This is a genomic window from Citrobacter sp. LST-B2 (assembly GCF_057983045.1).
In genome coordinates, this window is sequence record NZ_CP192598.1 from 273,683 (window position 1) to 287,658 (window position 13,976).

The following is a 13,976-nucleotide window of genomic DNA, read 5'->3' on the forward strand; positions in this document are numbered from 1 at the left end:
ATTTCTACAATGTTTACTTTTGACTATCAAGCCATTTATTCATCTGCTCAATTTCACCTTTTTGAGCTTTAATGATGTCCTGCGCGAGCTTTCTCATTTTCGGATCTTTTCCGTATTTGAGCTCGGTCTCAGCCATTGCTATTGCCCCTTCATGGTGCGCTACCATGCCTTTCGCAAAAGCCTTGTCGGGATCGGACTCATTTACGGCAGCCATCATTTTGTCATGCATGTCTTTCATGCCAGCCATATATTCCTGTGACGAAGCCGAGGTAGACATATCAGTCATTTTCATTTCTGAATGTTCTGCTGAAATCGCTGGCAGGGATAACATTAATACTGCAAATAAAGTGTTTCTGGCTTTCATAAAAAATATCCTTTTAGCGTTGATGCCCGTTAACTGTAGCAGAATCTGATAAAAATGCCCCCTGTAGGGGGCAAAGATGTTGCCATATATCCGGTTACGGAAAAATCTATCAAGGAAATAAGGACAGCACAGATACTTCCCTCGCCGTCAGCCTGCACTGAGCATGCGACGATGCGCTTCGGCCATGGCCTGATGTGGGCCAGACTGACCGTTATTCATAAATTCATGGGCAACTGCAGCTCTTTCATGCTCATTCATTGCCGCTAATGACTTCGACGGCCCGGTAGGGGAAACGGTCTGACTTCCCATCATCCTCTGATGACTTTCCACCATTTTCTGGTGCGCATCCGCCGACCCGTTCGTCATGGTTTCATGAGCAATAATGGCCTGTTCATGCTGGTCCATACCGGCCATACGAGGTGCAGTCCCCTGGATCCCGACAGGAGCCGCAGCAGACTGCATCTGGTGAGCAGGTGCCTGTGCATTGTTGACCCGCTCATGGATATTCACGGTTTCAGTGGCCCAGGCCGAAGAAATTAAACCAAAGCCCAGCAAAGATGCTAATACGATATTTTTCATGATAACTCTCCATTTCTGAATTAGTGATGTCCGGGGAAGTACAACCGGTGTTTTCAGTTCCATAACTGAAACAAGTTCGGCAGCGTTTATTTCTCCGGAAGAGGGCTGGATATTCATTTCCTGGCGTACTCTGACGCCGGGTATTGATGAAGCAATCCAGCCTTCCTGATAAGTTGCACTAATTATATCGAATGGCTTCTGTTTGCTGCATGACAGGCTAATGACATCTTTGTCATTTACATCTTTATTTTCAGCATTGGGTTTCCGGGATCATTTTCTCCAGTCTGGGCACGGATAAGATAAAACGCGTGGAGCGTACGTCTGATTCCACCTGCACTCTTCCGTGATGTGCTTCCACGATTGACTTCACAATCGCAAGGCCGATGCCGCTGCCTTCTCCTTTTCGTTGTCTGGATGGATCCACCCGATAAAAACGGTCAAACAGCCTTGATAAATGTTCTTCAGGGATCGGTTTCCCCGGATTTTCAATCACAAGGTCAAAAAAGCTCTCCTGCTCTCTTATTGAGACGGTGATTGCCTGTCCCTCCGGGGTATAACGCAGGGCATTGGATAACAGATTATTGATCGCCCTTCTGAACATTTGTGGATCTCCCTCAACCAGGCAGGGCATCCCGTTAAATTTGAGCGTGATATTGCGTTCTTCGGCCCAGGCTTCGAAAAACTCGAAGACTTTCATGACTTCCGCTCTGAGGTCAAACATGACCCTGTCAGGTATCAGCTGATTATTATCTGCCTGTGCCAGGAACAGCATATCGCTGACCATTTTGGTCATCCGGTTATACTCTTCAAGACTGGAATAGAGGACATCCTCAAGTTCCCTCTGTGTTCGATCCTGACTCAGTGCGATTTCAGTCTGCGTCACCAGATTGGTGATGGGCGTTCTGATCTCATGCGCGATATCGGCAGAGAAATTGGCCTGGCGGGTAAAGACATCCTCAATCTTTCCAATCATATGATTGAACGAGATAACCAGTTGCTCCAGCTCAATGGGAACGCGTGTCGGTTCCAGTCGCGCATCAAGATTCTCGGAGGTGATGTTTTTAATGGCATTGCTGACATTACGAAGGGGCAGGTGCCCCTGACGGACAGCGATTCGAATGATCAGAACAATCAACAGGCTTATCACGACGGCAATCGCAATCAGGTTCTTTTTCAGCGCATCGAGGTAATGGAGATGGAAATTAATGGATAGGCCAGTCAGCATGACATAGTTCTGCTGTTTGCCCTGAAATATCGCCTGACCAGAGGAGGCGATAATCCTGTATGTTTCCATCTTCATTTCGGACCCGGTATCCATCGGTCCCGCAGGATCCTCCACCGTCCAGAGAAAGACATCCCGTGCGCGGCTGTGCTCGCTAAAATCTGCTGAATTCACTGCCGGGCGTAGTGCCGCCCCCTGAGCTGAGCTAAAGAGCACTTCACCCCTGGGATTGAGGAGCAAAAGGGCAACGTTGCGGTAGCTGGCAATTGATTCCTTTATTTTGCTTATTTTTTTATCATCCGGATCCACCGGGGACTGCAGTATACGGTTCAGTGTGGTGCTGATTTGTTGAAGATCGCTGACATCCTGCTCGGCAAAATGCTTTTCAACAGAATGCAGCATAAACCAGGTGAAGGCGATAAAAGCCAGTATCGTGGACAGGCTGATAAAAAAGGTCAGCCGCAGAGCGAGTGAGAAAGGGCGTCTGGAAGGTTTGCTATGCATCCGGGACCTCCAGCATGTAGCCCACGCCCCGGACTGTCTGGATCAGCTTTGTCCCGTAATCGTTGTCTATTTTAGCGCGGAGTCGCTTTACTGCGACATCGATCGCATTAGTGTCGCTGTCAAAATTCATGTCCCAGACCTGAGAGGCAATCAGGGAGCGGGGAAGAACCTCTCCCTGATGGCGAATGAAGAATTCCAGCAGGCTGAACTCTTTACTGGTGAGCACAATGCGGTTTCCGGCGCGACTGACTTTTCTGGATACGAGATCAATCGAGAGGTCAGCCACCTTAAACTGGCTTTCCGTGATCATCGTGTTTCCCCGCCTCAGAAGGGTTCTCACCCGGGCGAGCAGTTCGGCAAACGCAAAGGGTTTAACCAGATAATCGTCCGCACCCAGTTCCAGTCCTTTGACCCTGTGTTCGATCGTGCCGAGGGCTGTCAGCAGTAAGACCGGCATACCCTTTCCGGCAGTGCGCAGCATGCGGATGATATCCCAGCCGTTCACATCAGGCAGCATGATGTCCAGAATGACTAAATCATACTCGGCTGTCATGGCGAGATGATATCCGGTAAGACCATTATCAGCGTGATCCACTACGAACCCTGCCTCTGTAAGCCCTTTGCTGAGATATTCACCTGTTTTAATTTCGTCTTCGACGATCAATATTTTCATCTTGCTCCCCGGCTGGCTGCTAATGTCATTCTATTGCGCCCACGATCGTTATCAACGGATTACAGCAAAAATGACAACATTGTCATTATCCTGTCACCCGGCAAACAGAGAGCGTTAGGTAAAGTATCCCTATCAATACTCTGGACTTCGTTTGAACCATTTACCAGGTCTGCCTGGACGAGAAGCGTTATGTTCAAATTAAAATTACTCAGCATCAGTACCATATTCATCCTGGCTGGTTGTGTTTCTCTGGCACCTGAATATCAGCGTCCGCCAGCTCCGGTTCCCCAGCAGTTTTCATTGTCTAAAAACAGTCTGACGCCTGCGGTAAACAGCTATCAGGATACGGGCTGGCGAAACTTTTTTGTCGATCCCCAGGTCAGCAGGCTGATCGGTGAAGCCCTGACTAATAACCGTGATTTGAGAATGGCTGCCCTGAAGGTTGAAGAGGCCCGGGCCCAGTTCAACGTCACGGATGCAGATCGTTATCCCCAGCTGAATGCCTCATCCGGGATCACATACAACGGTGGTCTGAAAGGTGACAAGCCGACCACGCAGGAGTACGACGCGGGTCTGGAGCTCAGCTATGAGCTCGATTTTTTTGGCAAACTTAAGAACATGAGTGAGGCTGATCGCCAGAACTACTTTGCCAGCGAAGAAGCCCGTCGGGCCGTACACATCCTGCTGGTCTCCAGCGTTTCACAGAGCTATTTCAGCCAGCAACTGGCGTACGAACAACTCCGTATTGCGCGGGAAACGCTGAAAAATTATGAACAGTCCTATGCTTTCGTTGAGCAACAGCTCGTGACCGGGAGTACGAACGTTCTGGCACTTGAACAGGCGAGAGGACAAATCGAAAGTACCCGCGCCGAAATAGCCAAACGAGAAGGCGATCTGGCTCAGGCAAACAATGCCCTGCAACTGGTGCTGGGAACGTACCGCGCACTTCCGTCAGAAAAAGGGATGAAAGGCGGGGAGATCGCACCAGTAAAATTGCCACCAAATCTGTCGTCACAAATTTTGCTGCAGCGACCGGATATTATGGAAGCGGAATATCAGCTGAAAGCGGCTGATGCCAATATTGGCGCAGCGCGAGCGGCCTTTTTCCCCTCCATTACCCTGACCAGTGGTCTTTCCGCAAGCAGTACGGAGCTGTCAAGCCTGTTTACGTCAGGAAGTGGAATGTGGAATTTTATCCCTAAAATTGAAATTCCTATTTTTAATGCTGGCAGGAATAAAGCCAATCTGAAGCTGGCTGAAATTCGCCAGCAACAGTCGGTGGTTAATTACGAACAAAAAATTCAGTCAGCCTTTAAGGATGTTTCCGACACGCTTGCGCTGCGCGACAGCCTTAGCCAGCAACTTGAGTCACAGCAGCGTTATCTTGATTCACTACAGATAACTCTACAGCGTGCCAGAGGATTGTATGCAAGTGGTGCTGTCAGTTACATCGAAGTGCTGGATGCAGAACGTTCCCTCTTCGCGACGCAGCAAACCATTCTCGATCTTACCTATTCCCGACAGGTTAACGAAATTAATCTGTTTACCGCGCTGGGTGGCGGTTGGGTAGAGTAAATTTATTCAATTAATCAGGAAATTAAAAATGCGTAATTCACTTAAAGCCGTTTTATTTGGTGCCTTCTCTGTCATGTTTTCTGCCGGTCTTCATGCTGAAACACATCAGCATGGCGATATGAATGCTGCCAGTGATGCTTCGGTACAGCAGGTTATCAAGGGCACCGGTATCGTTAAAGACATTGATATGAATAGTAAAAAGATTACCATTTCGCACGAAGCAATCCCGGCGGTGGGCTGGCCTGCAATGACCATGCGCTTTACTTTTGTTAATGCAGACAATGCTATTAATGCCCTGAAAACAGGCAACCATGTCGATTTCTCGTTTATTCAGCAGGGCAATATCTCCTTACTCAAAAGCATTAACGTGACGCAGTCCTGATTGGCTGTCCGGAGCGATTACATCCTGTGCGCCTGTACATTCACATAGGTATATGTGTGAGTTAACCGTCAGGCGCATATGCCAGGTGTTTTGATTTTTTAGCGGAAAATTGTATGGCTTCTTTAAAGATAAAATATGCTGCAATAATTATCAGCAGCCTCATAGCAGGGGGGCTGATATCGGTTACTGCCTGGCAGTATGTAAACTCAGCACAAAAGACAGAAAAAACAGAACAAAAGGCACCGGAACGAAAGGTGCTTTTCTGGTATGACCCAATGAAACCGGATACCAAATTTGATAAACCCGGAAAATCGCCCTTTATGGATATGGACCTGGTGCCAAAATATGCTGATGACAGTGGCGATAAAAGCAGTGGCGGGATCCGTATCGACCCAACCCAGGTTCAGAATCTGGGATTAAAAACGCAAAAAGTCACGCGAGGAATGCTGAATTATTCTCAGACAATCCCGGCTAATGTCAGCTATAACGAGTATCAGTTTGTTATTGTGCAGGCGCGTTCTGACGGGTTTGTCGAAAAAGTCTACCCCATGACGATTGGCGATCATGTGAAGAAGGGGACGCCACTTATCGATATTACCATTCCGGACTGGGTGGAAGCACAGAGTGAATTCCTTCTGTTATCCAGCACCGGTGGTACGTCAACCCAGATAAAAGGGGTTCTGGAGCGACTTCGTCTGGCTGGTATGCCGGAAGAGGATATTCAAAGGCTGCGTTCAACCCGCACAATCCAGACCCGTTTTACCATTAAAGCACCTATTGATGGTGTCATTACTGCGTTTGACCTGCGCACCGGCATGAATATTTCGAAAGATAAAGTAGTGGCTCAGATTCAGGGGATGGACCCGGTCTGGATCAGCGCTGCAGTGCCAGAATCTATCGCATATCTGCTGAAAGATACGTCGCAGTTTGAAATTTCGGTACCGGCTTATCCGGATAAAACATTCCATGTCGAAAAATGGAACATTCTTCCCAGCGTGGATCAGACAACCCGTACGCTTCAGGTCCGTCTCCAGGTTTCTAATAAGGATGAGTTTCTCAAGCCGGGCATGAATGCCTATCTGAAACTGAATACCAGAAGCCAGGAGATGCTGCTGATACCAAGCCAGGCCGTTATCGATACCGGCAAAGAACAGCGCGTGATTACTGTTGATGATGAAGGCAAGTTTGTGCCGAAACAGATCCACGTTCTGCATGAGTCACAGCAACAGTCCGGCATCGGCTCCGGCCTGAATGAAGGCGATACCGTGGTGGTCAGTGGCCTGTTCCTCATTGACTCTGAAGCCAATATTACGGGCGCACTGGAACGTATGCGCCACCCTGAAAAAACAGAAAGCAGTATGCCAGCAATGTCTGACCAGCCTGTAAATATGCATTCAGGGCACTGAGGAGACGACGATGATTGAATGGATTATCCGGCGCTCTGTCGCCAACCGTTTCCTGGTCATGATGGGGGCCCTGTTTCTCAGCATCTGGGGCACATGGACGATTATTAACACGCCTGTCGATGCCTTGCCTGACCTGTCAGATGTGCAGGTCATTATCAAAACCAGCTATCCCGGCCAGGCCCCGCAGATTGTAGAAAACCAGGTCACCTATCCACTTACCACCACCATGCTGTCCGTGCCTGGCGCAAAAACCGTGCGTGGTTTTTCACAGTTCGGTGATTCGTATGTGTATGTCATTTTTGAAGACGGCACCGATCTGTACTGGGCCCGTTCCCGCGTGCTGGAGTACCTGAACCAGGTACAGGGAAAACTGCCCGCCGGTGTGAGTTCTGAAATCGGTCCGGACGCCACGGGGGTGGGCTGGATATTTGAATATGCCCTTGTCGATCGCAGCGGAAAACACGACCTTTCAGAACTGCGTTCTCTGCAGGACTGGTTCCTGAAATTTGAGCTGAAAACCATCCCGAACGTGGCTGAGGTCGCTTCGGTTGGCGGCGTGGTGAAACAGTACCAGATTCAGGTCAATCCGGTAAAATTGTCTCAGTATGGTATCAGCCTGCCCGAAGTGAAACAGGCCCTTGAATCGTCTAACCAGGAGGCCGGTGGCTCATCCGTTGAAATGGCCGAAGCTGAGTATATGGTCCGTGCCAGCGGTTATCTTCAGAGCATTGATGATTTTAATAACATCGTCCTGAAAACAGGCGAGAACGGCGTGCCGGTTTATCTGCGGGATGTTGCCCGCGTGCAGACCGGGCCTGAAATGCGGCGTGGTATTGCCGAGCTGAACGGCCAGGGCGAAGTCGCTGGCGGCGTGGTGATCCTGCGGTCGGGTAAAAATGCACGCGACGTTATCACGGCAGTGAGGGATAAACTTGAGACGCTGAAGGCCAGCCTGCCGGAAGGCGTTGAAATCGTGACCACCTACGATCGCAGCCAGCTCATCGACCGGGCGATTGATAACCTCAGTTCCAAACTTCTGGAAGAGTTTATCGTGGTGGCCATCGTCTGTGCCCTGTTCCTGTGGCACGTACGTTCTGCCCTGGTGGCGATTATCTCTCTGCCGCTTGGTCTGTGTATCGCCTTTATCGTCATGCACTTCCAGGGACTGAACGCCAATATCATGTCGCTGGGAGGGATAGCGATTGCCGTCGGTGCGATGGTGGATGCCGCCATTGTGATGATTGAGAATGCGCATAAGCGGCTTGAGGAGTGGGATCATCAGCATCCGGGTGAGCAGATTGACAACGCCACCCGCTGGAAGGTGATTACCGATGCCTCCGTTGAAGTGGGACCCGCACTGTTTATCAGCCTGCTGATCATCACCCTGTCCTTTATTCCTATCTTTACCCTGGAAGGTCAGGAAGGACGTCTGTTTGGCCCGCTGGCATTCACGAAAACGTACTCCATGGCGGGCGCGGCCGCGCTGGCCATCATCGTCATTCCGATTCTGATGGGATTCTGGATCCGGGGGAAAATTCCTGCAGAGACCAGTAACCCCCTGAACCGGGTACTGATCAAAGCGTATCATCCATTGCTGTTGCGGGTTCTCCACTGGCCAAAAACAACCCTGCTGGTTGCGGCCTTGTCCATTTTCACCGTTATCTGGCCGCTGAGCCAGGTGGGCGGTGAGTTTCTGCCGAAGATTAACGAGGGCGACCTGTTGTATATGCCGTCGACCCTGCCGGGTGTCTCTCCGGCTGAAGCTGCAGCGCTCCTGCAGACGACGGACAAGTTAATCAAAAGCGTTCCTGAAGTGGCCTCTGTATTTGGCAAGACCGGTAAAGCAGAGACCGCCACGGATTCCGCACCGCTCGAAATGGTTGAAACCACGATCCAGCTCAAACCTGAGGATCAGTGGCGTCCAGGCATGACGATTGACAAGATTATTGAAGAACTCGACAGGACCGTCCGTTTACCGGGGCTGGCAAACCTCTGGGTGCCGCCAATCCGTAACCGTATTGATATGCTCTCAACCGGGATCAAAAGCCCGATAGGTATCAAGGTGTCCGGAACGGTTCTGTCCGATATCGATGCAACGGCGCAGAGTATCGAAGCGGTCGCCAAAACCGTACCCGGCGTAGTGTCTGCTCTCGCAGAGCGACTGGAAGGCGGGCGCTACATTGATGTGGATATCAACCGGGAAAAAGCCTCCCGCTACGGAATGACGGTGGGCGATGTGCAGCTGTTCATCTCATCAGCCATCGGCGGCGCGACGGTAGGGGAAACGGTTGAAGGCGTGGCCCGGTACCCGATTAATATCCGCTATCCGCAGGATTACCGGAACAGCCCGCAGGCCCTGAAACAGATGCCGATCCTGACCCCGATGAAGCAGCAGATCACGCTGGGCGATGTTGCGGATATTAAGGTCGTTTCCGGGCCGACTATGCTGAAAACGGAAAATGCCCGTCCAGCCAGCTGGATTTACATTGACGCGCGCGGCAGGGATATGGTGTCGGTGGTTAATGACATTAAAACGGCGATCAGTCAGAAAGTGAAACTGAGACCGGGTACCAGCGTGTCATTCTCCGGACAGTTTGAACTGCTTGAGCATGCCAACAAGAAACTGAAGCTGATGGTGCCGATGACGGTGATGATCATCTTCATCCTGTTGTATCTGGCATTCCGCCGGGTTGATGAAGCCCTGCTGATCCTGATGAGCCTGCCGTTCGCCCTGGTTGGCGGGATATGGTTCCTGTACTGGCAGGGCTTCCATATGTCTGTCGCAACCGGAACGGGGTTTATCGCTCTGGCCGGGGTGGCAGCAGAGTTTGGCGTGGTCATGCTGATGTATCTGCGTCATGCCATTGAAGCGCACCCGGAATTGTCCCGTAAAGAGACGTTCACACCGGAAGGCCTTGATGAAGCCCTCTATCATGGTGCCGTACTGCGTGTCCGGCCGAAAGCCATGACCGTGGCGGTGATCATTGCGGGTCTGCTGCCAATACTCTGGGGAACCGGTGCAGGTTCAGAAGTCATGAGCCGTATCGCGGCACCCATGATTGGTGGGATGATCACGGCTCCGCTGCTGTCCCTGTTCATTATTCCTGCCGCCTACAAATTAATCTGGCTGCGCAGACATAAAAAAAGCGTGTCCTGAACCTGAAAGGGCACCCCCTGTGGGTGTCCTTCTTTACTGATTCACCCTGACGTCAGGGTTTAAATCGATAATATACAGAGGTGAGTATGAAAAAAGTGGTTCTGATGGCGCTGGCTCTCGGCCTTTCACTGCCCGCGATGGCGAGTGAAAAAGTGATTGATATGTACAAATCTGAAAACTGTGGCTGTTGTTCCCTGTGGGGCAAGGCGATGGAAAAAGACGGGTTTGAAGTACGAACTCACGTCATGAATGATCAGGCGCTGTCAGCCCTGAAAGAAAAGCATGCTATTCCTGCAGGACTGCGAAGTTGTCATACCGCGGTTGCCGGTAATTTGATCATTGAAGGCCATGTGCCTGCGACAACGATACATAAGGCAATGCAGTCTGGTTCAGGTATATACGGTCTCGCCACCCCCGGTATGCCAGCAGGAAGTCCTGGAATGGAGATGGGAGCCCGAAAAGAGGCTTACGATGTTATCGCATTCTCACCGGATGGAAGTAAAAAAGTCTTCCAGCGAATCGAATAGTCAGCGGAACGGCTGATAACGGGACGCCGGTAGCAGGCACTCCTGTGCCGGCGATATTCGTGGTAATCGCATCCATGACATACCCTGAAGACAGAAGATGCTTCGGTATGCATAAGGAGAGTTACTGTGAAAAATGACAATGCAGTGCAACACAACAACCAGACTGCTTCTGAGCAGACATTATCCCCGGACGAGGGCCACGTATTGCATAAGGTGAGAGATCCCGTGTGCGGGATGGCCATCCTGCCCGACAGGGCGCACAGCAGCATTCGATACCAAGACCATCAACTTTATTTCTGCTCCGCCAGCTGTGAGAGTAAATTTAAAGCCCATCCCGATCGTTATCTTACCGAAGATGCCAGTGAACATTCCCATCACCATCACCACGATCATCACGAAGTCAGCCCTGATCAGATAAAACAGCCTCACCACCAGGCGGAAAAAGAGAATTCTGAAGGTGTGTGGACATGTCCGATGCACCCGGAGATACGCCGCAGTGGTCCCGGAAGCTGTCCTGTCTGTGGAATGGCACTGGAGCCGCTCGTAGCTACGGCATCCACGGGGCCGAGTGATGAACTTCACGACATGACAAGACGCTTCTGGCTGGGGTTGTTGCTGGCGTTTCCGGTTCTGGTACTCGAAATGGGATCTCATCTGTTTCCCGAGTTGAGGAATACAGTACCGCCACAGTACAACACATGGCTGCAGCTGCTTCTGGCCTCCCCTGTCGTGTTGTGGTGTGGCTGGCCATTCTTCGCCCGGGCCGGAATGTCGTTACGTAACCGCTCCCTGAATATGTTTACCCTTGTTGCAATGGGGACCGGCGTAGCCTGGGTTTACAGCGTCATTGCAACCGTCTTCCCCTCCTGGTTTCCTGCATCGTTCAGAAACATGGATGGCCTGGTGGCCGTTTATTTTGAAGCCGCAGCAGTTATTACGGTGCTTGTTCTGCTGGGACAGGTTCTTGAGCTGCGGGCACGGGAACAAACCTCAGGCGCCATTACTGCGCTTCTGAACCTTGCCCCCAAAACCGCCAGACGGCTGGATCATGACGGTCATGAAACGGATATTAATGCGGAAGATGTCCTGCCTGGCGATAAGCTCCGCATCAGACCTGGAGAGAGTATTCCGGTCGACGGTATCGTGATCGAAGGCAAAACAACCGTTGATGAATCGATGGTGACCGGGGAATCTATGCCGGTTACCAAAACGGAGGGTGACCCTGTCATCGGGGGGACCATTAATCAGACAGGGAGTCTCATCATCCGTGCAGAGAAAGTCGGTGATGAAACAATGCTCTCACGAATTGTTCAGATGGTCGCTGATGCACAGCGTTCGCGTGCCCCCATCCAGAGAATGGCTGACAGCGTTTCAGGCTGGTTTGTTCCTCTGGTGATACTTATCGCGGTTGTTGCTTTCGTGATCTGGTCTGTCTGGGGGCCCGAGCCCAGGATGGCGCACGGTCTCATTGCGGCTGTGTCGGTCCTGATTATTGCCTGTCCCTGCGCGCTGGGGCTGGCCACGCCGATGTCGATAATGGTGGGGGTGGGCAAAGGAGCCCAGGCCGGGGTGTTAATCAGGAATGCCGAAGCCCTTGAGCGTCTTGAAAAAGTGGACACGCTGGTTGTCGACAAAACAGGCACGCTCACGGAAGGTTCGCCTACGGTGACAGGGATTATCAGTCTCAATCCGGGTGGGGAAACATCTCTTTTGCGTGTAACAGCCGCAGTGGAAAAAGGCTCGCAGCATCCGCTGGGTATGGCAGTAGTTAAAGCAGCACAGGAAAAGGGGATCGCAATACCCGCAGTCACTCATTTCGATGCACCGTCGGGTAAAGGTGTCTCAGGCGATGTCGAAGGTCAACGGGTTGTTATTGGTAATGAACTGGCTATGCAGGAAAACAGTATAGTTATTGATAATCAAAAGGCCGTTGCGGATACGTTGCGGATGGAAGGCGCTACCGTTATCTATGTGGCCACAGACGGGGACCTTGCAGGCCTGATAGCTATCTCGGATCCCGTGAAAACAACCACGCCGGATGCGCTTAAAGCTTTGCGTCAGGCGGGGATCCGCATCGTTATGCTCACCGGGGATAACCAGCTTACTGCTGAAGCAGTCGCACGGAAACTGGGAATAGATGAGGTTGAAGCCGGAATTCTGCCGGATGGCAAAAAAGCAGTGATAACCCGACTGAAAGAGTCTGGCCATGTGGTTGCGATGGCCGGAGACGGTGTGAATGATGCCCCGGCGCTGGCAGCGGCTGACGTGGGTATAGCCATGGGAACGGGTACAGATGTGGCAATTGAAAGTGCCGGAGTCACCCTTCTCAAAGGCGACTTGATGATACTGAACAGGGCCCGTCATCTGTCAGAGATCACCATGAAAAATATCCGTCAGAATCTGTTTTTTGCATTTATCTACAACGCACTTGGCGTGCCTGTGGCTGCAGGTCTGCTTTATCCTGTGTATGGAATACTGCTGTCGCCAGTTATTGCGGCGGCGGCCATGGCTCTTTCCTCCGTCAGCGTCATTGTGAATGCGTTGCGTCTGAAAAGTGTCAGGCTCGGGAAATAACACTGAGTGAAGGGTCAGTTACGAACAGAAGGAGTCCAGTATGAAAAGTACCACCTATGCGCTTATTGCTGTCGCCGCGATCGCGGCATTTGCCCTCCTGCGCGAACACTGGTCACATGTGGCAGGTTACTGGCCATATCTGTTATTGCTGGTCTGCCCGCTAATGCATCTTTTCCACGGCCACGGAGGGCATGGAGATCATCAACATCACGGAAGTGAAAACGATAAAAAAAATTAATCCGGCAGACGGGGCCGCGTCGCGGTCCCGTTATCAGTCCAGGTATCGTTCGTAGTCTCTGGCATGCGCAAAGGCATGCTGTTCGAGTTTGTTATCAGCGGGTGCCGCTGCCCGGAACGCCAGAGAGTTAACAGGGTTGTTATTGATGACCAGCTCGTAATGCAGATGAGGACCGGATGAACGTCCGCTGTTACCGGATAACGCAATAGCACCTCCCCGTGTAACCCTGGCCCCTTTAGTAACGAGTATTTTATTGAGGTGGAGATAGCGAGTTTTAACACCGGCTTTTCCCGTTACTTCAACAAAATATCCCATGGTACTGTTGTATTCGGCCCGGGTGATTTTTCCGTCGATGACGCTGACTATTTTCGTGTTCATGGGCATGGAATAATCAATGCCATTATGGGGACTCACTTTTCCCGATACCGGGTTAAGTCTTGCAGGATTGAAAGGCGAACTGAGTCTTGCTGTGGCCGGTAACGGATAATCGAGACTGCCTTTCCCGGAAGTATCGGAAAGGTTATAGAACTTTTTATCTGATATACGATACGCCGTGTAATTAAATGAACCGGACGTAAATTTATAGGCCACGACACGTGATTTTCCCGCTTTCTTTTGCAGTACGAGTTTTAATGATTCATTTTTTTTCAAATGCCGCAGATTAAACCGGGAAGGCAAGGAGCGCTGAAGAGTAGCGATCTCGTTCGATTCCAGCCCCGAGCGGGTGGCTGAAAGGTAGGCATTTTCTTTTACGACATCGGTAGAATACATTTAC

General features: G+C 51.1%; 12 protein-coding genes. 7 read left to right on the plus strand and 5 right to left on the minus strand.

Features of this window, described 5'->3' with window-relative positions; all coding sequences use genetic code 11:
- Positions 1-13: 13 nt before the first annotated feature.
- The 4 genes from copM to silR all read right to left on the minus strand — a co-directional run bounded on the left by copM (position 14) and on the right by silR (position 3,342).
- Positions 14-364 (minus strand): CopM family metallochaperone, encoded by a 351-nt coding sequence (gene copM / locus ACQ0PY_RS01245; protein WP_000647571.1) that lies wholly within the window; start codon positions 362-364, stop codon positions 14-16.
- A 147-nt stretch (positions 365-511) separates the two neighbouring features.
- Complete coding sequence (silE, locus tag ACQ0PY_RS01250) at positions 512-943, minus strand: silver-binding protein SilE (RefSeq protein ID WP_000790485.1); 432 nt, start codon at positions 941-943, stop codon at positions 512-514.
- A 250-nt stretch (positions 944-1,193) separates the two neighbouring features.
- Positions 1,194-2,669, minus strand: coding sequence for a copper/silver sensor histidine kinase SilS (silS, locus tag ACQ0PY_RS01255; protein ID WP_064148682.1), 1,476 nt, complete (start codon positions 2,667-2,669; stop codon positions 1,194-1,196).
- Positions 2,662-3,342 carry a copper/silver response regulator transcription factor SilR gene (gene silR, locus ACQ0PY_RS01260; RefSeq protein ID WP_000697969.1) on the minus strand — a complete coding sequence of 227 codons (681 nt, stop codon included), beginning with the start codon at positions 3,340-3,342 and terminating at the stop codon, positions 2,662-2,664. Before silR ends, silS begins: the two co-directional genes overlap by 8 nt.
- 189 nt (positions 3,343-3,531) lie before the next feature.
- Between silR and silC the strand changes: the two genes are divergently transcribed.
- The 7 genes from silC (at position 3,532) to ACQ0PY_RS01295 (ending at position 13,201) form a co-directional block, all read left to right on the plus strand.
- The gene (gene silC, locus ACQ0PY_RS01265; protein ID WP_047067158.1) at positions 3,532-4,917 is read left to right on the plus strand and encodes a Cu(+)/Ag(+) efflux RND transporter outer membrane channel SilC; all 1,386 of its coding nucleotides are present in this window, start codon (positions 3,532-3,534) and stop codon (positions 4,915-4,917) included.
- A gap of 28 nt (positions 4,918-4,945) precedes the next feature.
- On the plus strand, positions 4,946-5,299 hold the full coding sequence (cusF, locus tag ACQ0PY_RS01270; protein WP_166444361.1) for a cation efflux system protein CusF: 354 nt from the start codon (positions 4,946-4,948) through the stop codon (positions 5,297-5,299).
- A 113-nt stretch (positions 5,300-5,412) separates the two neighbouring features.
- Positions 5,413-6,705 (plus strand): Cu(+)/Ag(+) efflux RND transporter periplasmic adaptor subunit SilB, encoded by a 1,293-nt coding sequence (silB, locus tag ACQ0PY_RS01275; RefSeq protein ID WP_174335093.1) that lies wholly within the window; start codon positions 5,413-5,415, stop codon positions 6,703-6,705.
- Between the two features lie 10 nt (positions 6,706-6,715).
- Positions 6,716-9,862: a Cu(+)/Ag(+) efflux RND transporter permease subunit SilA gene (gene silA / locus ACQ0PY_RS01280; protein ID WP_000574029.1), complete on the plus strand. Its 3,147-nt coding sequence runs from the start codon at positions 6,716-6,718 to the stop codon at positions 9,860-9,862.
- A gap of 86 nt (positions 9,863-9,948) precedes the next feature.
- Positions 9,949-10,389 carry a DUF411 domain-containing protein gene (locus ACQ0PY_RS01285; protein ID WP_000758228.1) on the plus strand — a complete coding sequence of 147 codons (441 nt, stop codon included), beginning with the start codon at positions 9,949-9,951 and terminating at the stop codon, positions 10,387-10,389.
- A gap of 126 nt (positions 10,390-10,515) precedes the next feature.
- A complete protein-coding gene (gene silP / locus ACQ0PY_RS01290; protein ID WP_001353604.1) occupies positions 10,516-12,963 on the plus strand; it encodes an Ag(+)-translocating P-type ATPase SilP in 2,448 nt (815 codons plus the stop codon).
- A gap of 40 nt (positions 12,964-13,003) precedes the next feature.
- Complete coding sequence (locus ACQ0PY_RS01295) at positions 13,004-13,201, plus strand: DUF2933 domain-containing protein (protein WP_000843494.1); 198 nt, start codon at positions 13,004-13,006, stop codon at positions 13,199-13,201.
- Between the two features lie 33 nt (positions 13,202-13,234).
- On the opposite strand, the gene ACQ0PY_RS01300 is transcribed toward ACQ0PY_RS01295, so the two are convergent.
- Positions 13,235-13,972: a peptidoglycan DD-metalloendopeptidase family protein gene (locus ACQ0PY_RS01300; RefSeq protein WP_000287501.1), complete on the minus strand. Its 738-nt coding sequence runs from the start codon at positions 13,970-13,972 to the stop codon at positions 13,235-13,237.
- Between the last annotated feature and the right edge of the window lie 4 nt (positions 13,973-13,976).

Bases quoted from the DNA above. Each gene is read 5' to 3' on its own strand.
- cusF (WP_166444361.1), top strand. From the start codon at position 4,946: ATGCGTAATTCACTTAAAGCCGTTTTATTTGGTGCCTTCTCTGTCATG.
- silE (WP_000790485.1), bottom strand. From the start codon at position 943: ATGAAAAATATCGTATTAGCATCTTTGCTGGGCTTTGGTTTAATTTCT.
- silA (WP_000574029.1), top strand. From the start codon at position 6,716: ATGATTGAATGGATTATCCGGCGCTCTGTCGCCAACCGTTTCCTGGTC.
- silB (WP_174335093.1), top strand. From the start codon at position 5,413: ATGGCTTCTTTAAAGATAAAATATGCTGCAATAATTATCAGCAGCCTC.
- silR (WP_000697969.1), bottom strand. From the start codon at position 3,342: ATGAAAATATTGATCGTCGAAGACGAAATTAAAACAGGTGAATATCTC.
- silS (WP_064148682.1), bottom strand. From the start codon at position 2,669: ATGCATAGCAAACCTTCCAGACGCCCTTTCTCACTCGCTCTGCGGCTG.
- ACQ0PY_RS01300 (WP_000287501.1), bottom strand. From the start codon at position 13,972: ATGTATTCTACCGATGTCGTAAAAGAAAATGCCTACCTTTCAGCCACC.
- ACQ0PY_RS01285 (WP_000758228.1), top strand. From the start codon at position 9,949: ATGAAAAAAGTGGTTCTGATGGCGCTGGCTCTCGGCCTTTCACTGCCC.
- ACQ0PY_RS01295 (WP_000843494.1), top strand. From the start codon at position 13,004: ATGAAAAGTACCACCTATGCGCTTATTGCTGTCGCCGCGATCGCGGCA.
- silC (WP_047067158.1), top strand. From the start codon at position 3,532: ATGTTCAAATTAAAATTACTCAGCATCAGTACCATATTCATCCTGGCT.
- copM (WP_000647571.1), bottom strand. From the start codon at position 364: ATGAAAGCCAGAAACACTTTATTTGCAGTATTAATGTTATCCCTGCCA.